Annotated in this window: 21 protein-coding genes; 18 read left to right on the top strand and 3 right to left on the bottom strand. The window is 68.6% G+C overall.

Translation table 11 applies throughout. From position 1 onward, the window contains the following. The 7 genes from BN948_RS23490 to BN948_RS23520 form a co-directional block, all read left to right on the top strand. Positions 1 to 720: electron transfer flavoprotein subunit beta/FixA family protein (locus BN948_RS23490; RefSeq protein ID WP_009518213.1), on the top strand; the 720-nt coding region annotated here is incomplete at its 5' end. Positions 721 to 732: 12 nt separating this feature from the next. Continuing rightward, a complete protein-coding gene (locus BN948_RS23495) occupies positions 733 to 1,665 on the top strand; it encodes an electron transfer flavoprotein subunit alpha/FixB family protein (RefSeq protein ID WP_009518212.1) in 933 nt (310 codons plus the stop codon). Between the two features lie 76 nt (positions 1,666 to 1,741). After that, a complete protein-coding gene (locus BN948_RS23500; protein ID WP_009518211.1) occupies positions 1,742 to 3,529 on the top strand; it encodes an acyl-CoA dehydrogenase in 1,788 nt (595 codons plus the stop codon). Between the two features lie 34 nt (positions 3,530 to 3,563). After that, positions 3,564 to 4,544 carry an NAD(P)H-dependent flavin oxidoreductase gene (locus BN948_RS23505; RefSeq protein WP_009518210.1) on the top strand — a complete coding sequence of 327 codons (981 nt, stop codon included), beginning with the start codon at positions 3,564 to 3,566 and terminating at the stop codon, positions 4,542 to 4,544. A 120-nt stretch (positions 4,545 to 4,664) separates the two neighbouring features. Next, the gene (locus BN948_RS23510) at positions 4,665 to 5,018 is read left to right on the top strand and encodes an ArsR/SmtB family transcription factor (RefSeq protein WP_009518209.1); all 354 of its coding nucleotides are present in this window, start codon (positions 4,665 to 4,667) and stop codon (positions 5,016 to 5,018) included. Further along, a complete protein-coding gene (locus BN948_RS23515) occupies positions 5,015 to 5,548 on the top strand; it encodes an SRPBCC family protein (RefSeq protein WP_009518207.1) in 534 nt (177 codons plus the stop codon). The genes BN948_RS23510 and BN948_RS23515 overlap by 4 nt, the downstream gene beginning before the upstream one ends. A gap of 234 nt (positions 5,549 to 5,782) precedes the next feature. Beyond that, positions 5,783 to 7,519, top strand: coding sequence for a hypothetical protein (locus BN948_RS23520; RefSeq protein WP_035624245.1), 1,737 nt, complete (start codon positions 5,783 to 5,785; stop codon positions 7,517 to 7,519). A 6-nt stretch (positions 7,520 to 7,525) separates the two neighbouring features. Here BN948_RS23520 and BN948_RS23525 read toward each other — a convergent pair whose 3' ends face one another. Then, complete coding sequence (locus tag BN948_RS23525; RefSeq protein ID WP_009518205.1) at positions 7,526 to 9,871, bottom strand: penicillin-binding protein 1A; 2,346 nt, start codon at positions 9,869 to 9,871, stop codon at positions 7,526 to 7,528. Positions 9,872 to 10,105: 234 nt separating this feature from the next. On the opposite strand from BN948_RS23525, the gene BN948_RS23530 reads away from it, so the two are divergent. After that, the gene (locus BN948_RS23530) at positions 10,106 to 10,807 is read left to right on the top strand and encodes a hypothetical protein (protein WP_138820065.1); all 702 of its coding nucleotides are present in this window, start codon (positions 10,106 to 10,108) and stop codon (positions 10,805 to 10,807) included. Positions 10,808 to 10,858: 51 nt separating this feature from the next. Here the strand turns inward: BN948_RS23530 and gntR are convergent, their stop codons facing one another. Then, on the bottom strand, positions 10,859 to 11,896 hold the full coding sequence (gntR, locus tag BN948_RS23535; protein WP_009518201.1) for an HTH-type transcriptional regulator GntR: 1,038 nt from the start codon (positions 11,894 to 11,896) through the stop codon (positions 10,859 to 10,861). A 182-nt stretch (positions 11,897 to 12,078) separates the two neighbouring features. On the opposite strand from gntR, the gene BN948_RS23540 reads away from it, so the two are divergent. From BN948_RS23540 to BN948_RS23555, 4 genes are all read left to right on the top strand, one after another. After that, positions 12,079 to 12,615 (top strand): gluconokinase, encoded by a 537-nt coding sequence (locus tag BN948_RS23540; RefSeq protein ID WP_009518200.1) that lies wholly within the window; start codon positions 12,079 to 12,081, stop codon positions 12,613 to 12,615. Then, complete coding sequence (locus BN948_RS23545) at positions 12,612 to 13,085, top strand: TRAP transporter small permease (RefSeq protein ID WP_009518199.1); 474 nt, start codon at positions 12,612 to 12,614, stop codon at positions 13,083 to 13,085. The genes BN948_RS23540 and BN948_RS23545 overlap by 4 nt, the downstream gene beginning before the upstream one ends. Further along, the gene (locus BN948_RS23550; protein ID WP_009518198.1) at positions 13,082 to 14,359 is read left to right on the top strand and encodes a TRAP transporter large permease; all 1,278 of its coding nucleotides are present in this window, start codon (positions 13,082 to 13,084) and stop codon (positions 14,357 to 14,359) included. The genes BN948_RS23545 and BN948_RS23550 overlap by 4 nt, the downstream gene beginning before the upstream one ends. Positions 14,360 to 14,439: 80 nt before the next feature. Beyond that, on the top strand, positions 14,440 to 15,456 hold the full coding sequence (locus tag BN948_RS23555) for a TRAP transporter substrate-binding protein (protein ID WP_009518197.1): 1,017 nt from the start codon (positions 14,440 to 14,442) through the stop codon (positions 15,454 to 15,456). 95 nt (positions 15,457 to 15,551) lie between these two features. On the opposite strand, the gene BN948_RS23560 is transcribed toward BN948_RS23555, so the two are convergent. Beyond that, positions 15,552 to 16,211 carry a hypothetical protein gene (locus BN948_RS23560; RefSeq protein ID WP_009518195.1) on the bottom strand — a complete coding sequence of 220 codons (660 nt, stop codon included), beginning with the start codon at positions 16,209 to 16,211 and terminating at the stop codon, positions 15,552 to 15,554. Between the two features lie 337 nt (positions 16,212 to 16,548). Between BN948_RS23560 and BN948_RS23565 the strand changes: the two genes are divergently transcribed. The 6 genes from BN948_RS23565 to BN948_RS23590 form a co-directional block, all read left to right on the top strand. Then, positions 16,549 to 17,769: an ammonium transporter gene (locus BN948_RS23565; RefSeq protein ID WP_009518194.1), complete on the top strand. Its 1,221-nt coding sequence runs from the start codon at positions 16,549 to 16,551 to the stop codon at positions 17,767 to 17,769. Between the two features lie 34 nt (positions 17,770 to 17,803). Next, complete coding sequence (locus BN948_RS23570) at positions 17,804 to 18,142, top strand: hypothetical protein (RefSeq protein WP_009518193.1); 339 nt, start codon at positions 17,804 to 17,806, stop codon at positions 18,140 to 18,142. Between the two features lie 79 nt (positions 18,143 to 18,221). Further along, on the top strand, positions 18,222 to 18,719 hold the full coding sequence (locus BN948_RS23575; protein WP_009518192.1) for a VOC family protein: 498 nt from the start codon (positions 18,222 to 18,224) through the stop codon (positions 18,717 to 18,719). A 35-nt stretch (positions 18,720 to 18,754) separates the two neighbouring features. Then, entirely contained in the window at positions 18,755 to 19,630 is an 876-nt protein-coding gene (locus tag BN948_RS23580) for a helix-turn-helix domain-containing protein (RefSeq protein ID WP_009518190.1), read from the top strand. Positions 19,631 to 19,667: 37 nt separating this feature from the next. Further along, on the top strand, positions 19,668 to 20,555 hold the full coding sequence (locus tag BN948_RS23585) for an SDR family oxidoreductase (RefSeq protein WP_009518189.1): 888 nt from the start codon (positions 19,668 to 19,670) through the stop codon (positions 20,553 to 20,555). An 81-nt stretch (positions 20,556 to 20,636) separates the two neighbouring features. Further along, the coding region (locus tag BN948_RS23590; protein ID WP_238327254.1) for a cold shock and DUF1294 domain-containing protein at positions 20,637 to 21,242 on the top strand (606 nt) is incomplete at its 3' end.

Genomic DNA, 21,242 nt, shown 5'->3' on the forward strand with positions numbered 1-21,242 from the left:
GTCGACTACAACGTCAAAGTCCGCGTGAAGAGCGATGGCAGCGGCGTCGACATCGCCAACGTGAAGATGTCGATGAACCCGTTCGACGAGATCGCGGTGGAAGAGGCGGTGCGCCTGAAAGAAAAAGGTGCAGCCACCGAGGTGATCGCCGTCTCCTGCGGCGTCACCCAGTGCCAGGAGACCCTGCGCACGGCCATGGCCATCGGCGCGGACCGCGCCATCCTGGTGGAGACGTCCGAGGAGCTGCAGCCCCTGGCCGTGGCCAAGCTGCTCAAGGCCCTGGTCGACAAGGAACAGCCGGGTCTGGTGATCCTGGGCAAGCAGGCCATCGACGACGACTGCAACCAGACGGGCCAGATGCTGGCCGCACTCGCCGGCCTGCCGCAGGCCACCTTCGCCAGCAAGGTCGAGATCGACGGTGACAAGGCCAAGGTCACCCGTGAAGTGGACGGTGGTCTTGAAACCCTGTCGATCAGCACCCCCGCCGTCATCACCACGGATTTGCGCCTGAACGAGCCGCGCTACGTGACGCTGCCCAACATCATGAAGGCCAAGAAGAAGCCGCTGGAGACGCTCAAGCCCGAAGACCTGGGCGTGGACGTGAAGCCGCGCATCAAGACCCTGAAGGTGAGCGAGCCGCCCAAGCGCGGCGCCGGGGTGAAGGTGCCCGACGTGGCCACCCTCGTCTCCAAGTTGAAGACCGAAGCCAAGGTGATCTGAGGAAGAACTGACATGACTGCACTGGTTATTGCCGAACACGACAACGCCACCATCAAGGGCGCCACCCTCAACACCGTGACCGCCGCACTGGCGTGCGGCGGCGACGTGCACGTGCTCGTCGCAGGCCACAACGCGGGCGAAGCGGCCAAGGCCGCCGCGCAGATCGCGGGCGTCGCCAAGGTGATCCACGCCGACGCCGAAGGGCTCAACCACGGCCTGGCCGAGAACGTGGCCGCGCAGGTGGTCGAACTGGCCCCGGCCTACAGCCACCTGCTCTTCCCCGCCACGGCCGCCGGCAAGAACGTGGCGCCGCGCGTGGCCGCGCTGCTGGACGTGGCGCAGATCAGCGACGCCACCAAGGTGGTGAGCCCGGACACCTTCGAGCGCCCGATCTACGCGGGCAACGCGATCGCCACCGTGCAGAGCACGGACGAGAAGAAGGTGATCACGGTGCGCACGACGGGCTTCGATGCGGCAGCGGCCACGGGTGGCAGCGCGGCGGTGGAGACCACCAACGCGGTGGCCGACTCGGGCAAGAGCCGCTTCGTGGGCAGCGAGATCGCCAAGAGCGACCGGCCCGAGCTCACGGCGGCCAAGATCATCGTCTCGGGCGGGCGGGCGCTGGGCAGCAGCGAGAAGTTCACGGAAGTGATCACGCCGCTGGCGGACAAGCTGGGCGCGGCCATTGGCGCGAGCCGCGCGGCGGTGGACGCGGGTTACGCGCCCAACGACCTGCAGGTGGGCCAGACGGGCAAGATCGTGGCGCCGCAGCTCTACATCGCCGCGGGCATCTCGGGCGCCATCCAGCACCTGGCGGGCATGAAGGACTCCAAGGTGATCGTGGCGATCAACAAGGACCCGGAGGCGCCGATCTTCTCGGTGGCCGACTACGGGCTGGAGGCCGATCTGTTCGAGGCCGTGCCTGAGCTGGTCAAGGCGCTCTGATTTGAAGAGCACCCCCAAGGGCATCGCGCGCGATGCCCTTTTTTCTGCATTCGCGCACCCCTGGAGACACTGAGCCATGAGCTACACCGCCCCCCTCAAGGACATGCTGTTCAACATCGAGCACCTGGCGCGCATCGACCAGGTGGCCCAACTGCCCGGCTTCGAGGACGCGGGCCTGGAGACGGCGCAGGCCGTGCTCGAGGAATGCGCCAAGCTCAACGAGGGCGTGGTGGCGCCGCTCAACCGCGAGGGCGACCTCAAGCCCTCGTCCATCAAGGACGGCGTGGTCACCACCACGCCCGGCTTCAAGGACGCCTACCGCCAGTACACCGAAGGCGGCTGGCAGGGTCTGCAGCACCCGGTGGACTTCGGCGGCCAGGGCTTGCCCAAGACCATCGGTTCGGCCTGCGGCGAAATGCTCAACAGCGCCAACCTGAGCTTCGCGCTGTGCCCGCTGCTCACCGACGGCGCCATCGAGGCCCTGCTGACCGCCGGCAGCGACGAGCAAAAGGCCACCTACCTGCACAAGCTCATCAGCGGCGAGTGGACCGGCACCATGAACCTCACCGAGCCGCAGGCCGGCTCGGACCTGGCCGCCGTGCGCTCGCGCGCCGAGCCGCAGCCCGACGGCACGTACAAGATCTTCGGCACCAAGATCTTCATCACCTACGGTGAGCACGACATGGCCGACAACATCGTGCACCTGGTGCTGGCGCGCGTGACGGGCGCGCCCGAAGGCGTCAAGGGCATCAGCCTGTTCACCGTGCCCAAGTTCCTGGTCAACAAGGACGGCAGCCTCGGCGCGCGCAACGACGTGCACTGCGTGAGCATCGAACACAAGCTGGGCATCAAGGCCAGCCCCACGGCCGTGCTTCAGTACGGCGACCACGGCGGCGCGATCGGCACGCTGGTGGGCCAGGAGAACCGCGGCCTCGAGTACATGTTCATCATGATGAACGCCGCGCGCTACGCTGTCGGCGTGCAGGGCATCGCCATCAGCGAACGCGCCTACCAGCAGGCCGTGGGGTACGCGCGCGACCGCGTGCAGAGCCGCCCGGTGGACGGCAGCATGAACACCGCCGCGCCCATCATTCACCACCCCGACGTGAAGCGCATGCTGATGACCATGCGCGCCGCCACCGAGGGCTGCCGCGCCATGGCCAGCGTGGCCGCCGCCGCCTACGACGCCGCGCACCACCATGCCGACGCCGAGGTGCGAAAGCAGAACCAGGCCTTCTACGAATTCCTGGTGCCGTTGGTGAAGGGCTACAGCACCGAGATGAGCCTGGAGGTGACCAGCCTGGGCGTGCAGGTGCACGGCGGCATGGGCTTCATCGAAGAAACCGGCGCGGCCCAGCACTACCGCGACGCCAAGATCCTCACCATCTACGAAGGCACCACCGCCATCCAGGCCAACGACCTCGTCGGCCGCAAGACCGCGCGCGACGGCGGCACCGTGGCCAAGGCCATCGCCGCGCAGATCCGCCAGACCGAGGGCGAGCTGGCGAAAGGCAGCGCCAACGCCCAGGCCGTGGGCAAGCGCCTCACGGCCGCGCGCGAGGCCTTCGAGCAGGCGGTGGACTTCATTGCCGCCAACACCAGGGGCAACCCCAACGCCGCCTTCGCGGGCAGCGTGCCCTACCTCATGCTGGCGGGCAACCTGATGGCGGGCTGGCAACTGGCGCGCGCGCTGCTGGTGGCGGAAGGCCTGTCGGCCAAGGGACAGGACAAGGCCTTCATGGACGCGAAGATCACCACCGCGCGCTTCTACGCCGACCACATCCTCAGCCGCGCGCCTGGCGTGGCGGCCTCCATCGTCGACGGCGCCGAGGGCGTGACGGCGATGGCCATCGAAGCCTTCTGATCCGTTGCCACCGATCCACCCCCACGGAGACACCATGCCCGCACCCGAGCGTTACCTGCCCCCGGTCCTCAAGAACCTCAAGTTCCCGGTGATCGGCTCGCCGCTGTTCATCATCAGCAACCCCAAGCTCGTGCTGGCGCAGTGCAAGGCCGGCGTGGTGGGCGCCATGCCCGCGCTCAACGCGCGCCCCGCCTCGCAGCTCGACGAGTGGCTGGCCGAGATCACCGAGGGCATCGCCGCGCACAACAAGGCCCACCCCGACAGCCCGGCCGCGCCCTTCGCCATCAACCAGATCGTGCACAAGAGCAACGACCGGCTCGAGCAGGACATGGCGCTGTGCGCCAAGTACCAGGTGCCCATCGTCATCACCAGCCTGGGCGCGCGCGAGGACGTGAACCAGGCCGTGCACGCCTGGGGCGGTATCGTGCTGCACGACGTCATCAACAACGTGTTCGCGCACAAGGCGATCGAGAAGGGCGCCGACGGCCTGATCCCCGTGGCGGCGGGCGCGGGTGGCCACGCCAGCGTGAAGAGCCCCTTCGCCATGGTCCAGGAGATCCGCGAGTGGTTCGGCGGCCCGGTGGCCCTGTCGGGCGCCATCTCTTCGGGCGGCGCCATCCTGGCCGCGCAGGCCATGGGCGCCGACCTCGCCTACATCGGCTCGGCCTTCATCGCCACGCACGAGGCGCGCGCGGTGGAGGGCTACAAGCAGATGATCGTGGAGAGCAACTCCGACGACATCGTCTACAGCAACTTCTACACGGGCATCCACGGCAACTACCTCAAGGGCTCCATCCGCAACGCCGGCATGGACCCGGAGAACCTGCCGCAGAGCGACCCGAGCAAGATGAACTTCTCCACCGGCGAAGGCGCCAACGCGGCCAAGGCCTGGCGCGACATCTGGGGTTGCGGCCAGGGCATCGGCGCGATCCGCGAGGTCATGGGCGCGGGCGACCTGGTGGCGCGCTTCAAGCGCGAGTACGCGGAGGCGAAGGCGCGGCTCTGCGCCGCCTGAGCGCGCAGCGCCTCGTGACGAAGCCGGCCTTGCGCCGGCTTTTTTCATGGCCGCGACCGTTCGTCAGGAAGCTAAACCATGTAGTTGAATATCCGGCGATGCCTGGATATATTCAACTTCATGGTTGAGCAATATTCCCCCGATCTCGACGCCGTCTTCAAGGCCCTCGCCGACCCCACCCGCCGCGACATGCTGCAGCGCCTGGCCAGCGAGGAACTGTCGGTGAGCGAGCTGGCCGCGCCGCTGGACATGTCGCTGGCGGCGGCCTCCAAGCACATCCAGGTGCTGGAGCGCGCGGGCCTGGTGAAGCGCACGGTGCAGGGCCGCACGCACACGTGCAGCCTGGACGCCCAGCCGCTGCACGCGGGCATGGAGTGGTTGCGCCATTACGAGCGGTTCTGGACCGAGCGCGTCGATGCCCTCGAGCGCCTGGTGCGCGCCGCGCATTCCCCAACGAAGCGGAGAAAACCATGACGACGAACAACCCCTACGGCGAGCGCGTGTCGAACGACACCGTGCGCATCGAACGCCAACTGCCGGGCACGCTGCAGGACATCTGGGCCTGGATCACCGAGAACGACAAGCGCGAGCAATGGATGGCGCGCGGCACGCTGGAGCAGCGCGTGGGCGGCCAGGTGCGCCTGGAGTTCCGCCACAAGGAACTGACCTACGCCGACGACCCCGCGCCGCCCAAATACGCCGACATGGCCGAGAGCGCTCAACTGCAAGGTGTGGTGACGGCCTGCGAGCCGCCGCGCCTGCTGGCCCACACCTGGGGCGGGCAGGGCGAGGTGCGCTACGAGCTGAGTGAATCGCACGGTGGCGTGCGCCTGGTCATCACCCACCAGCGCCTGGCCGGCATGGAAGACATGCTCAGCGTCTCGGCCGGCTGGCACGCGCACCTGGACCTGCTGGTCACGCGGGTCAAGGGCGAGGTGCGCCCCCGTTACTGGGAGCACCACACGCGCCTGGAAGCGGAGTACGCGCGGCGGTTGGCGGGCTGAGCCAGCGCCAGCGTGGGGCGAGCGGAGGGGGCGTGAACCCTCTTTCGCGTGGGGCGCTTGTACTTGTTTGCGTTGGCTCAATTCTGGTGCCGACCCGGAACCGGGTGCACCGAGGCTTGACCCAGGGGTGCCCGGGCGCGATCCGCTCCACCTGCCGACCCACGCATGAATCGCTGTCGTTTTCTGTCGTCCCGTCACGTCCCTGTTTCGCGTGGCCTTCACACGGCGGACCCCGTGCCGCCGAGTGAGCCGACCGAGGCGCCGGCCGTCATCACCCGTTTGCTGCAAGAGGGCGTTGGCGCCAGCAATATTCAGGACTTCATCGACGCCTTGCGCCTGGCACCCCGGCAGGTTCACGCCTTGCGGTTCACCTTGCTCGAGGACATGCCGGTCGCGGCACTGGCTGAACTGTTGGCCGTGCTGGATGGCTTGCCGCATCTCGCGTCACTGGAGATCGAGGTGTCCCAGTTGCCGTCGGGGCGCTTGTCGGCGGTCAAGCGCCAACTCTTCGCCCAGTCGCCCGTTTGCGTGAGGCTGTCGCTCCAGGTCCGTCGCTACCTGGTGCGGGATGCCGACTGGCAACCCGAGCAGGACCGTTGGTGGCGCGCGTTCTTCGAGAAGGTCGATTGGCAGGACAGCTGGAGCCACGGCACGATGGGGATTCACCAGACGCTGGTGGACCCCTTGGAGCGGATGGCATGGGGCGCGTTCAGGCATGGGGAGTGCCACCTGCTCCAGGCATTGAAGACGGTGTGCCCGGACGTGTACCTGTCATTCGTCAATCACTTTCCGTCCCAACGCGAGATTCATCTGCTGAGGCGGATCGGAATCGCCGTGTGGGTTCACGTCGACGTGAAGCCGATCAAGCGGCTCGGCGCGGCGTGCCGACTGCTGCGCGATCGCCGCGTGCAGGTGGCCAAATTCCATGTGGTCATGTGCGTCGATGTTGACGCCCGTGCCACGGGCCGTCTGCTCAGCGCCCTCTCGAAAGCGCGCTACCTGAGGGATCTGAGCATCAGCAACTGGACGGCCACGTCGGTCACGTGGCCAAGGAACGGCGTTCTTCCATTGCCGTTTGCCCACCCGCTGGAGCACTTGCGCCTCAACGTCCACGCCTTTGCCAGGCAACTGCCTGTCGCCATTGCGTGTCTGCAGACCTGGTCATCCCACGCCTTGCATCTGCTGATGCCCCGCTCTGGCGAATGGAAGGTGCTGGGCCGCGACGGTTGCGTGTCTGCCTTGCGCCGGACCCAACGGGTGATCCTCCACTTCCATGAGGAAAAAAGGTCCACAGCGGAGGTGTCCTCCGCGCTGCAGAACCAGTTGAACCAATGGTTGGAACCCGGGCACGAGACGCAGACGCTGCACATCACCTTTGACAGCAACGAGTCCCTGTCGTCCGGCGGGTGGGGCGACTGGGTCTCCAGCCTCTCCAGGCCGGTTCGTTGGCCGTTGAAAGCGCTCTCGATCGAGTTGCGCGTTCAATGGCAGCTGGACGACTCGCGCACGCTGAATTGGTCTTTGGAAGACGCGTGGCGGGAAGACGCGTGGTGGGAAGCGTTTCACTCGAACGGCGCCAAGGCGTTCTTCAGCCTGGAGCTGAAGCTGGTGGACGATGTGTGGCACTGCATGGCCAGGAACCAGTGGTTGTCCGTGCGCGATGCCGCGCACCTGGCCCAGGTGTCTCGGCGGACGCACCGCAAGGCCGATGCGGCGCGTCGTGAAGCCCAGTTGGCCGAGTTGGGCCGGTTCATGGCCAAGGGCCAACTGACCGACGACGAGCTGACGCGCTACACGCGCTCACGCCTGCGGGCTGCGGCGGACCTTGAACTGATCAACGACTTGAACAGGGAGCTGGAGGCGAGGCAGGCAGGCCCGGCGCCGATGGACCAGGTGAACCGTTTGCGTGCGCGGTCGGCGGTGCCAGAGGTACCGGCCACGCCGTCCATGCTGGTTCGCTACAAGGCCTGAAGCGCCTCAATCCGTCGGCGGCGTCGGCTGGGTTGCGGGTGCGCCGCTGCGCAGCCAGTTGCCAATGGAGTCGAACAGCTTGCCGATCTCGCCGCCCAGGGTGGTCTTGTACTGCGTGCCCGCGGTGTCCGATATCTGCGAGACCCAGCCGCCGTCGCGCCACTCGGCATAGAGCCAGTCCTCGCCCTCGCGCACCAGGCCAGCGGGCGGTGCCGCCGGCGGCACCACCGGCTGGCCCTTGAGCGCCGCGCCCATGTAGTCGATCCAGATCGGCAGCGCGGCCCGCCCGCCCGATTCGCTGCGGCCCAGGCTGCGCGGCTGGTCGTAACCCACCCACACGGTGGCCGCCAGCGTGGGCTGGTAGCCCGCGAACCAGGCGTCGACCGCGTCGTTGGTGGTGCCGGTCTTGCCGTAGATGTCGGTGCGCTTGAGCACGGCCTGGGCGCGCGCGGCGGTGCCACTGCGCGTCACCTCGTTGAGCAGGCTGCCCATCACGTAGGCGTTGCGCGCGGGAATGGCGCGCGTGTCATCGCTCAGCTCGACCGGTGGCGGCGCCTCGAACAGCACCTTGCCCTGCGCGTCGGTGATCTTCTCGATCACCACGGGCGAGACGCGCCAGCCGCCATTGGCCAGCACCGCATAGGCCTGTGCCATCTGCAGCGGCGTGGCGCTGCCAGTGCCCAGGGCCAGCGTCAGGTCGTCGGGCTGGCGCGCCGGGTCCAGGCCGAAGCGGCCGAGCCAGTCGCGCGCGTTCGCGGTGCCCGTGTGCTGCAGCACGCGCACACTGGCCAGGTTGCTCGATCGCGCCAGCGCCTCGCGCACGCTGATGGGCCCCTGGTGCTGGCCGTTGCTGTTGGTCGGGCTCCAGCCATTGGCGGCGGTGAAGGGCAGGTCGTCCACCACGGTGGCCGGCATCACCCGCGATTCCAGCGCCGCCGAGAACAGCAGCGGCTTGATCGCCGAGCCCGGCTGGCGCCAGCCCTGCGTCACGTGGTTGAAGGGCTGGCGCGTGAAGTCGAACCCACCCACCAGCGCGCGGATGCGGCCGGTGCGTGGGTCCATGGCGACCAGCGCCGCCTCCGCCTCGGGCCATTGCGAGATGGCCCAGACATTGCGCTTCCTGTCCTTGGTCTTGCCCGTGCTCACCACGCGCACGATGGCGCCACGCTCGATCTTGAGCGGCGCCTTGGCCTGGGGGCCCAGCGCGCGCTGCGCCCAGCGCAGGCCTTCGCCCTGCACGGTGATGCGGTCACCGCTGGCGAGCTGCACCTGCAGCGCCTTCGGGCTGGCGTCCAGCACGATGCCCACGCGAAGGGTCTCGTCGTCGCGGTGGTCCTTCAGCGCCTCGGCGGCCGCGCGTTCCAGTTCGGCGCCGTTGCCGGCGGGCAGCGATTCGGTGTCCTCCGGCCCGCGCCAGACGCCGCGCCGGTCGAAGGCCAGCACGCCGCGCTGTACCGCCGCGTGCGCGGCGCGCTGATCGGCCGCCAGCAGCGAGGTGGTCACGCGCAGGCCTTTGGAATACGCCTCGGTGCCGAAGCGCTCCACCACCGCCTGGCGCGCCATCTCGGCCACGTGCGCGGCGTGCACGCTGCGCTGGCCCGGTGTGCGAAGTTGCAGCTTCTCGGCCTTGGCCTGGGCGAGTTGCTGTTCGGTGATGACCTCAGTGGCGCGCATGCGCTCCAGCACCACGCGCTGGCGCTGCGTGGCGCGCTGGAAGTTGGCCACCGGGTTGGCGTAGTACGGGTTCTGCGGCAGGCCGGCCAACATGGCGTTCTCGGCCAGCGTGAGCTTGTCCAGCGGCTTGCCGAAGTAGGTGTGCGCGGCGGCGGCGAAGCCGTAGGCGCGCTGGCCCAGGAAGATCTCGTTCAGGTAGATCTCCAGGATGCGGTCCTTGGAGAGCTCGTTCTCCAGCTTCAGCGCCAGCCAGATCTCCTTGGCCTTGCGCTCGGCCGAGAACTGGCGCGTCAGCAGCATCGTGCGCACCAGTTGCTGCGTGATGGTGGACGCGCCCTGCTTGCGCCCGCCCGTGATGGCCGCCACCAGCGCGCGCGCCATGCCCTTCGGGTCCACGCCCGAGTGCTCGCGAAAGCGGGCGTCCTCCACGGCCAGCACGGCCTGCTGCAACTGCAGCGGGATCTGCTTGAGCGGCACGTACTCGCGCCGCTCGGCGCCGAACTGCGCGATCTCTTCGCCATCGGCCGTCAGCACCTGCAGCGGCAGCTTGGGCTGGTAGTGGACGATGGGGTCGAGCGAGGGGAGCTCGAAGGGCGCGGCAGCGAGTGGTGGCACCGCCAGCAGGGGGGCGACCAGTGCCAGGACTAGCACGGGGCGTCGGGCAAGGGAAATGGGCATGGGGGTGGATTGTCGGTCCCCGGGCGCGGGCCTCTGTAGCGAAGCCTTGCCAGTGTGGTTGCCAGCTGTAACAGCGTGGGACTTGGTACCCGAGCGAGTAAGCAGGAAGGCTGACGTGTGCAGGTCGCTCAAGTTTCCATGACTTGTGTGTCTGCACTGGATTTGAACGGTCCGGGTTGCCCACTCACGCCGGCCTTTGTCCTTGTATTTCAGCCCCCATCAGGAGCCCAACACATGCTGTCTTCAACGAAATCCTCCCCCGTGAACTCGCCACGTACCAGCGGTTGTCGGTCAATCGGCATCCAGCAGCAGCCTGAGGCTGCGTCACAAGGGGCGGCAAGCGCGCCAAGCGAAGTGCGGTCCGAGCGCTGCGTGCGGAACAGCTCGGACGTACTCGCCCTCTCGCTCGACAAGGATCTCGGTGCCTGCCCACTTCAACTGCAAATGACGGGGCTGGTCGACACAACCGACATCGCGTCGTTGACCACGTTGCTGGCGCGCGAGGATGTGCAACTGAACACGCTGGATCTGAATCTGTCGAGCGGCACCGACCCCCTCCAACTGAGCGCGCTGCTGGCCACTCTGCACAAACATCCCGAATTGCAGTCGGTGCGGTTTCGGGTCGATGGCAGCGAGAAGGGCCCCTTCCCGAACGAATTGCGTGAGGCCCTGGCGCGTTCGAAAGACTGTCTGATCAAAGGCGGTTCCGCGCTGCGAAGTGCCTTGTTTGGTCAGCTCGACGACCGCTTGAACAGCGCGATCAAGGACACCACCGCTCTGTGGGCTGTGTCCGCCACGCTCGATAATTTTCGTTCGATGCGACTCGATGACGCCTCGAGTGGCTTGAGTGCGCTCAGCGCCCGGTCCTTGTCCTCCTGCGCCGATCTGCTTCAGGACAAGGCCCTGCGCCTGGCCGTCGCGGCGCTGCGCTCGTAGCCCGTCGACCAGTGGGCGAGCCGGCCGCCGCGGCGCGGTCCGCGCGGCCGCTCAACTGCTGCCGCGCACCACCAGCTCGAACCCCAGGTCCGCGCTGTTCGACGCCACCGCCTCCCCGCGCAGCAACGACAGCAGCATGCGCGCCCCCGTCTCGCCAATCGCGCGGCGCGGCGTGCGCACCGTGGTCAGTGGCGGCAGCATCTGCTCGCTGCCCGACAGGTCGTTGAAGCCGGCCACCGCCAGCCGGTCCGGCACCTTCACGCCCAGGCGCAGCGCGGTGAGCAGGCCGCCCTGCGCCAGGTCGTCGTTGCAGAAGAACACCGCGTCCACCTCGGGCCGCGTGCGCAGCAGGTCCTCCAACAGCTCGCCGCCCAGGCGCATGGACGAAGGCTGCGGGCTCAGCAGCTCCAGTCGCGCGTCGTACAGGCCGGCGGCGCGCAGGCAGCGGCGGTAGCCCTCGGCGCGCTGCAGCACGCGCGGGTCCAGTTGCGCGGCCACGAAGGCGATGCGCCGCCGCCCGCGGTCCAGCAGGTGTTGCGTGATGGCGTGCCCCGCGTCCTGCTGCGAAAAGCCCACGCAGTGCACGCCCGGCGCGTCGGTCAACTCCATCAGGTACACGCAGGGCATGCCGCTGGCCGCCACCATCTGGCGCGCCGCCTCGGTGCGGTCGAAGCCGGTGAGCAGCACGCCCGCCGGGCGCTGCGCGAGGTAGGCGCGCAGCAACTGCTCTTCCTCCATCGGGTCGTAGTGCGTCACGCCGATGAGGGGCTGGTAGCCGTGCGGCAGCAACACGCGGTGCACCGCCTCGATCACGTCCACGAACAGCGCGTTGGACAGCAGTGGCACCAGCACCGGCACCTGCGTGCCGCGCGCCGAGGCCAGGGCGCGCGCGGCGGGGTCGGGCACGTAGCCCAGGCGATCGGCGGCGGCCTTCACGCGCGCCACCAGCTCGGCGGCCACGCCGCGTTCGCCGCGCAGCGCGCGCGAGGCGGTGATGGGGCTCACCTCGGCCTCGCGGGCCACGTCCTGCAGGGTGATGCGCCCGCTGGGGCGGCGGCGGCGTTCGGGGTTGGCGGTGGTCGGAGGCAAGGGTTTTCCCTGTCCAGGGGGTGACAAAGTGAGGGATAGGATAGCGCTACCATAGCGGACTTCGCATCCGGATTCGCCCTGATCATCACACAGATCAGCCCGCATTCAGAGGCAAAACGAAGCCCGCAAACGGTCCTGACCCCAGGGCCGTTTCTTTCGGATTCATTGGACAGCGCTACCAAATGACCTTGACCCCCGTTCCCACCCGCCTCGTCGTCATGGGCGTGGCCGGTTGCGGCAAATCCAGCCTTGGCCAGCAGAGCGCGGCCGCCCTGGGCTTGCCGCTGCTGGAGGGTGACGATTTCCACCCGGCCGCCAACGTCGCCAAGATGCGCGGCGGCATGGCGCTCAGCGACGACGACCGCGCCGCCTGGCTCGACACCCTGGCCGTGCAACTCGCCGCACGCACCGACGGCGTGGTGCTCACCTGCTCCTCGCTCAAGCGCCGCTACCGCGACCGTCTGCGCGCCGCCGCGCCGGGCCTGCGCTTCGTGTTCCTGCAGCTCAGCCGCGAACAGGCGCGCGATCGCGTGGCCGCGCGCCCCGGCCACCTGTTCCCGGTGAGCCTGGTCGACAGCCAGTTCGAGGCACTGGAAGACCCCAGTGCCGAGCCCGGCGTGCTGGCGCTGGACGCCACGCGCCCGCTGCCCGAACTCGTGCACGCCGTGGCGCATTGGGTGCGTTCCGTGCCCGCCCCGGGCGAGGAGGCGCGCGCATGAAGGCCCTGAACGCGATCAAACACCTGGCCGAAGGCCTGCTGGCCCTGTGCCTGCTGGGCATGGTGGTGGCGGTGTTCGGCAACGTGGTGCTGCGCTACGTGTGGGGCACGGGCTGGGTGGTGTCGGAAGAACTCTCACGCCTGCTGTTCGTGTGGCTGGTCTCCATCGCCGCCACGCTCACCTTCGCCGAGGGCAAGCACCTCGGCTTCGACCTGGTCACCGCGCGCCTGAGCGGCAAGCCCGCGGCGGCCATGCGCTGGCTCACGCGCGCGCTCATCGCCCTGGCGCTGTACTACCTCATCAGCGGCGCCTGGACGCAGGTGCTGGTGGGCATGAACAGCCACAGCCCGGTGATGAACTACCCGCTGTCGCTGGCGGCGGGCGCCATCTTCGTCATGGGCATCTGCATGGCGCTGCTGCTGGTGGTGCAGGCCGTGGCAGAGTTGCGCGGCGCGGAGGTCGCACCATGACCATCGCGCTCTTCCTGCTGGTGCTCTTCGCCGCCATGACGGTGGGCGTGCCCATCGCCTTCGCGCTCATGCTGACCGCGCTGGCGCTGATGGTGCACCTCGACTTCTTCGACGCCCAACTGCTCGCGCAGAACGTGCAGGCCGGCTTCGACAGCTTCCCGCTGCTGGCCGTGCCCTTCTTCATCCTGGCCGGCGAGCTCATGAACGCCGGCGGCCTCAGCCGCCGCATCATTGACCTGGCGCGCGCCTTCGTGGGCCACATCCCCGGTGGCCTGGGCTACGTGGCCATCGCGGCCTCCGTCATGCTCGCGTCCATGAGCGGCTCGGCCATCGCCGACACCGCCGCGCTGGCCACACTGCTGCTGCCCATGATGCGCCGGCAGGGCTACCCCGAAGGCACCAGCGCCGGCCTCATCGCCTCGGGCGGCATCATCGCGCCCATCATCCCGCCGTCCATGCCCATGGTCATCTACGGGGTGACCACCAACACCTCCATCAGCAAGCTCTTCCTCGCCGGCATCGTGCCCGGCCTGTTGATGGCCGTGAGCCTGGTGCTGGTGTGGCGCCGCATCGCGGGCAAGGAACACCTGCCCGTGGCCGAGAAGACCGACTGGCCGCACCGCCGCAGCGTGCTGGCCTCCAGCATCTGGGCGCTGTTCATGCCGGTCATCATCATCGGAGGCCTGCGGCTGGGCATCTTCACGCCCACCGAAGCCGCCGTGGTGGCGGCCGTGTACGCGCTCATCGTGGCCATGTTCGTGTACCGCGAACTCACGGTGGCCGGCCTGTACCGCGTGTTCGTGGACGCGGGCCGCACCACCGGCGTGGTGATGTTCCTGTGCGGCGCGGCCACGGCCGCCAGCTACATGATCACCCTGGCCGACCTGCCCAACGAACTGGCTGGCGTCATGGGCCCCTTGCTGCAGAACCCCATGCTGTTCATGGCCGTGGTGGCGGTGTTCCTGCTGGCCGTGGGCATGGTGATGGACCTCACGCCCACCATCCTGATCCTGGGGCCCGTGCTCGCGCCGCTGGCCGCCAAGGCCGGCATCGACCCGGTGTACTTCGGCTTCGTCTTCATCTTCGTCGGCTGCCTGGGCCTGCTCACGCCGCCCGTGGGCACCGTGCTCAACGTGGTGGCCGGCGTGGGCGGGCTGCGCATGGAGCCGGTGATCCGCGGCGTCACGCCCTTCCTGCTCGTCTACATCGCCATGCTGGCCCTGCTGATCGCCTTCCCGGCCATCGTGCTGCAGCCGCTCAAGTGGATGTTCTGACACCCGTTCCTGACACCCGTTCCGATTTCACCCGGCGGCCACACTTTCCGGATCGGCCGCCAACAACCCAGGAGATGACCATGAAACTCAAGCAACTCGCCATCACGCTGTCGGTGGCCCTGGCCACCGTGGCCGGCGGCCTTGCGCACGCGCAAGACATCAAGCCGCGCCTCATCCGCTTCGGCTACGGCCTCAACGAAGACTCCAACCAGGGCCGCGCCACCAAGCTGTTCGCGCAAGAGGTGGAGAAGGCCTCGGGCGGCAAGATGAAGGTGCGCGCCATCGGCGCCGCCGCGCTCGGCTCCGACGTGCAGATGCAGCAGGCCCTCATCGGCGGCGCGCAGGAAATGATGGTCGGCTCCACCGCCACGCTGGTGGGCATCACCAAGGAAATGGCCATCTGGGACACGCCCTTCCTCTTCAACAACGCGCAAGAGGCCGACGTCGTGCTCGACGGCCCCGTGGGCCAGAAGGTGATGGACAAGCTGCAGGACAAAGGCCTGGTGGGCCTGGTGTACTGGGAGAACGGTTTCCGCAACCTCACCAACAACAAGCGCGCCGTGGCCAAGCTGGAAGACCTGGACGGCATCAAGCTGCGCGTGATGCAGAACAACGTCTTCATCGACAGCTTCAAGACCCTGGGCGCCAACGCCGTGCCGCTGCCGTTCTCCGAGCTCTTCACCGCGCTGGAGACCAAGACGGTGGACGGCCAGGAGAACCCGTACAACACCATCCTCTCCAGCAAGTTCTACGAGGTGCAGAAGTACCTCACGGTGACCAACCACGTCTACAGCCCGTGGATCGTCACCGTGAGCAAGAAGTGGTGGGACCAGCTCAGCAAGGACGAGCAGAAGGTGCTGATGGACGCCGCCGTGAAGAGCCGCGACTTCGAGCGCAAGGACACCCGCGCCGAAGCCGACAAGGCGCTGGCCGACCTCAAGGGCAAGGGCATGCAGATCAACCAGCTGAGCCCCGCCGAGGCCAACCGCATGCGCGAGAAGCTGACCAGCGTGAACGCCGGCATCGCCGCCAACGTGGGCGAGGACCTGTGGAAGGAAACGCAGGCCGCGGTGGCGAAGGCGCGCGGCGGCAAGTAAGGCGCTGTGCCCTGGCGCACCGGCCGGCTCCGCAAGGCGCCGGCCTTTTTGTTGTCAGCGACCCGAGAGCGCAGTTGTGCAGGCCCGTGTGCGCGTCACTTGGTGGGCCGCACGCGCGACAGCAACTCCGCGTCCAGCACACCCGCGCCTTGCGGATGCGAAGCTGGTCGCTCGACGTGGCGCTTGATGGTGGCCAGCCCCTCGGCCGGGGCGGCCCAGCGCGTTTCCGCCTCGCCCAGGCTGTCGGTCCATTGCAGCTTCCAGGCCTTGAAAGTGCCGGCCGGCACCGTCACGTCACCGTACGAGACCACTTTCCACTGGATCGTGATCGTCTGCTTGTTTCCGGTGACGAAGTTGGTCACGTCGTGGCGCGAGGTCCAGGTCTTGCCCACCTCCAGCGGCCAGCGGTAACCCATGGGCGGCTCGAAGGCCGAGAACGGCGAGCCGTCGGGCCGCAGGTAGGCCACCACGTCGAAGGTGGTGGGGTCGTGCAGCGCGACGCCGGCTTGCGGCGCGCCGAAGGCAATCGCCGGTTTGCCCTGCCAGGTGGCGGGCGCGTGCGTCCACACCACCTTGCCGTCGAAGTTGCCCAGGCTACCCGAGCTTTTGCGGTGGTAGGTGGTGACGGTGCCCATCGGGTCGGCCACCATCTTCTCGGCCCTCGGCGGGGCGCTGGCGCAGCCGGTGGTGAGGAGGGCGGTGGCCGCCGCGGCGGTGGCCAGCAGCGTCAGGGTCGTGGTGCGTCGGGTGGGCATGGGGTCTCCTGTGGTGGGTGAACAGGCCAATCGCGCCTGCTGCAATTCACTTTAAAAAGCCTGGTCCGCGTGCGTCTGATGCGCATCAACTTGTCGGGCGGTGGCGCACGGGCCAGCGGGTTCCGAGAGCGCCGCTTGATCCGCGTCAAGGCGCGGGCACCCGCGGGTTCATCATGCAAATGGCCAAGCCTTGTCGCGGTGTGACTTCCGCCCACCTGCGTCCGCAGTAGACGCGCCGGCTCGGCGGCGAGTGGCGCCCCATTGATCGGCCGATTGACTGGCGCGGCAGGACGTGCTTCCACATTGACCGCCTCCACCCAACCGCGAGGAGCGATCCATGAGTACAAACGCCATGCCCGCCATCCAGGGCGCCGACACCGCCTGGATGCTGGTGTCCACCGTCCTGGTGTTCCTGATGACCATGCCCGGCATCATGCTGTTCTACAGCGGCATGCTGCGCAAACGAAACGCGCTGTCCATCATGGCGCAGACCATCGCCGCCATCGGTGTCGTCACCTTCCTGTGGGCCGCCGTCGGCTACTCGCTGGCCTTCACCGCCGGCAACGGCTGGATCGGTGGCCTGAGCAAGCTCTGGGCCGAAGGCCTGGTGGGCCCTCTGGCCGGCGCGCACCCGCTGGCACCCACGGTGCCCGAGTCGGTGTTCTTCCTGTTCCAGATGGCCTTCGCCATCATTGCCTTCGCCATCGTGCTGGGCGCCACGGCCGAGCGCATGCGCATCGGCGCCACCATGCTGTTTGCCGCGCTGTGGCTGCTGGCCGTGTACGCGCCCATCGCGCACTGGGTGTGGCACCCCACCGGTTGGCTGGCCAGCATGGGCCACATGGACTTTGCGGGCGGCACCGTGGTGCACGTGGTGGCCGGCGCCAGTGGGCTGGCGGCGGCCCTGGCCTGCGGCGCGCGGCGCGGCTTCGGCAAAGAACCCATGGTGCCGCACAGCCTCACGCTCACGGTGATGGGCGCGGGCCTGATGTGGGCCGGCTGGTTCGGCTTCAACGCGGGTTCGGCCTTCGAGGCCGGCACGCGCGCCTCGGGGGCGCTGCTGGTCACGCAGGTGGCGGCGGGGGGCGGCGCGCTCACCTGGGGCATGGCCGAGATCTTGCGCCGCCAGCAGATGAGCGTGCTGGGCATGGCCACTGGCGCCATCGCGGGGCTCATCGCCATCACGCCCGCGTCGGGCTTCGTGGGCGTGTTCGGTGGCCTGTGCATCGGCGCGGCCGGTGCCGTGGGCTGCTTCTTCGCCGTGAGCCATTTCAAGCGACTCACCGGCGTGGACGACTCGCTCGACGTGTTCGCCCTGCACGGCGTGGGCGGCCTGGTGGGCACCGTGCTCACGCCGGTGTTCGCCTTGCCCGGCATCGCGCCGGTCACCGCCACGGTGTGGGTCAACCTCACGGGCGCCGTGGCGGTCATGGTCTACGCGGGCTTGATGAGCTTCTTGCTGCTCAAACTCGTTCAACTGCTCATCGGCCTGCGCGTGACGGCCAAGCAGGAAGCCGTGGGCCTGGATCTGGCGCAACACGGCGAAAGCGCCACCTGAGCGACCGTCGGCCACATCATCCACGGAGCCCGTCATGACCACGACTTTCCACCAGTCGGACTTCATCACGCACGCCCTCAAGATGGTCGTGCCCATGCGCCGCGAGTTCGGGCGCAACGTCAACGTGCAGACCATGCTGGCCGACCCCCAGTACGCCCACGAGGTGTTCGAGGTGGCGCTCTCCAGCAGCAACACGGCGCTGCGCGAACAGGCCGCCTACCTGCAGCGCATGCTGGGCGGGCCACGGCAGGTGGTGGCCGCGCCCGCCGCCGCCCCGGACGCCGGGCCGGCGGCCACCCCCGCCGCCATCGACAGCGAACTGGGCCGACTGCAGGCCCGCCAGGCCGAGAAGTACCGCGTCGGCCTGCGCTGAACCCCTGGCGCGGGGGCTTTGCGGAACGTCGATTGCCCGGACAATGGTCCGGTCCATCGACCCACCCAGGAGAGCCCCCATGGTCAGCAAGAACACCATCTGCCTCTGGTACGACAGCGACGCGCTCGACGCCGCGCGCTTCTACGCCCAGACCTTCCCCGACAGCGCCGTGGGCCGCGTGATGCACGCGCCCGGCGACTACCCCTCGGGCAAGGAAGGCAACGTCCTCACCGTCGAATTCACCGTCATGGGCATCCCCTGCCTCGGCCTCAACGGCGGCACCGCCTTCAAACAGTCCGAGGCCTTCTCCTTCCAGATCGCGACGGACGATCAGGCCGAGACCGACCGCCTGTGGAACGCCATCGTCAACAACGGCGGCCAGGAAAGCGAATGCGGCTGGTGCAAGGACAAATGGGGCGTGTCGTGGCAGATCACGCCGCGCGTGCTCACCGATGCCATCAACGACCCCGACCGCGCCGCCGCCAAACGCGCCTTCGACGCGATGATGACCATGCGCAAGATCGACGTGGCCACCATCGAGAAGGCTTGGCGCGGCGACAGCCGCCCCGCGCGCTGAAGCCCGGCGCGTGCCGTCCGACCGTCCGCCCCCGGATGCCCGAACGCCTGTTCATTCGGCTGCCGGAAGACCCGTCGTGCGCGCCGGAGACCACCGTTCCGGCCAACACCCTGACGGCGTTCGCCGTGCCGGCCCGCCTGCGATCGGCCGTCGCCCACGTGATGGCCTACGAGGAGCGCTTTGCCCAGGGCGATGAAACCGTCGAGCGTGTGCTGCCCGACGGGGCGTCCCGCCTCCTCATCGTGTTGCAACGCGGCGCGGCGACCGTACACGTCGCCGGGGCCAGGGCCGATGCCGTGCTGCTCGCCATGGGCGGGCATGTGCACGGGCTTTCCGTCACGCTGAACCTCGGGGCATTGCCCGCGCTCTTCGGCCTGCCGGCCAAGGAGCTGGCGGGCCTCACCGTGCCCTGGGAAGACATCGTGCCCAGGGCGCATCGCCACCTGGCCGAGCAACTGGCCGCCTCAGACGACGACGCGGCGCGCGTACGGCACCTGTTGGCGTCGCTGCAGGCCTTGCAGCGCCCTTCGGATCCCTCGCGCCATCTGGTGGAGCACGCGGCGAGACGTCTGAGCGACACGGGGGGCGGCCTCTCCGTGCGCGAACTGGCGGCCGAGTTGCACATCGGCGAACGGCGGGTGCAACAGTTGTTCGCCGCGAACATCGGCCTGACACCCGGTGTCTGGCGCCGCCTGCAACGCCTTCACGGCACGCTGCGCCTGTTGCGAACGGCCCGAACGGCCCGAACGGCCGCGTCGCCCCGCTGGGCCGAGATGGCGCTGGACGCCGGGTACTACGACCAGTCGCACCTGATCAACGAGTTTCGCTCTCTCTGCGGCCTGACACCGCAGCAGCTTCTGCAGCGCGCCGTTTCGGATTCTTCCAATACGGGGAACGGTCGCTTCACCTAAGGTCGTGGTCCATCAGCCTCCACCACCACTGCAGACCATGAAGAAACTTGCCGATTGCATCGCCGTCGTCACCGGCGCCAGCCGAGGCGCTGGCCGCGGCTGCGCGACAGAACTGGGCGCGGCCGGCGCCACCGTCTACGTCACCGGGCGCAGCCGGCGCGATCAGGCCGCACCGGGCTACGACCAGATCACCGCCTTGTCGAACCTCGACCGCGTGCCGGGCAGCATCGACGAAACGGCCGAAGAAGTGACGCGCGCCGGTGGACGCGGCATCGCTGTCGCCTGCGACCACGCCGATGAAGCGCAGGTCAGGGCCCTCTTCGAGCGCGTGCAGCGCGAACAGGGCCGCCTCGACCTGCTCGTCAACAACGCCTGGGGCGGGCACGAGGCCTTCGATGGCGTGTTTCAGGCGCCGTTCTGGGAACGCCCGATGGTGCAATGGGATGCGATGTTCGATCGCGGCGTTCGCCATCACGTCCTCTCCAGCCGGCTGGCCGCGCCGATGCTGGTGCGCCAAGGCCGCGGGCTGATCGTGACCACCACCTTCTGGGACCGCGACCGGTACATGCACGGCAACCTGTTCTACGACCTGGCCAAGGCATCGATGACGCGCCTGGCCTTCGGCATGGCGCAAGAGCTGAGGCCCCATGGGGTCGCCTCGCTGGCCGTGTCGCCGGGCTGGATGCGCACCGAGTTCGTCCTGGCCGGCCACCAGACCGACGAGGCGCACTGGCGCGAGCGCCCGGCCCTGGCCCGCACCGAGTCGCCCCGCTACCTCGGCCGCGCCGTCGTGGCCCTGGCCAGCGACCCCGAGGTGCTGGAGCGCAGCGGACAGGTGCTGCGCGTGGGCGACCTGGCGCGGATCTATGGTTTCACCGACATCGATGGCCGCGTAGTGCCGCCCTTCGAACTGGAGGCGCCATGAGACCCCTGGGCACGCGCTGATCGCGGGCACCGGCTTCGCCATCCCCGGTACAGTCGCGGCGCCGGCCCCATCCGGGGCCTTTTGCGTTTCACCCGCATGCGCTTCGACGGCACCCTCGTCACCTGGAACGACGACCGTGGCTTTGGCTACATCGAGCCCACGAAGGGCGGCGAGCGCGTGTTCGTGCACGTATCCGCCTGGCCCAAGGGGGCGGGGCGGCCACAGGTCAATCAGGCGCTGAGCTTTGCGGTGGAGCAGGGGCCCAAGGGCAAGCGCGCCACCCAGGTGCAGTTGCGGCGCGTGCAAACAACGCAGCGCGTGCGCCAAGCGCCCAGGCGAAGCGAGCGGCCCGGCTCAGCGCCCTGGGGCCTGGCCACGCGGCTGGCCATTCCCATTTTTCTGCTGGTGTACGCCACCGTGGCCTGGCTGTGGCGGCCGCCGCTGTGGGTGGCGGGCTGGTACGTGGGGGCCAGCCTGTTGGCCTTCATGGCCTATGCCCTGGACAAATCGGCCGCGGTGGGCGGTGGCTGGCGAATCCGGGAAAACAGCCTGCATCTGCTGGCGCTGGTGGGTGGATGGCCCGGGGCGCTGCTGGCGCAACAGGTACTGCGGCACAAGACCAGCAAGGCGGAGTTTCGGGGGGTGTTCTGGGGGACGGTGGTGGTGAATGTGGTGGGGGTGGTGGTG

This window comes from Hydrogenophaga intermedia (genome assembly GCF_000723405.1).
GTDB lineage: Bacteria > Pseudomonadota > Gammaproteobacteria > Burkholderiales > Burkholderiaceae_C > Hydrogenophaga > Hydrogenophaga intermedia.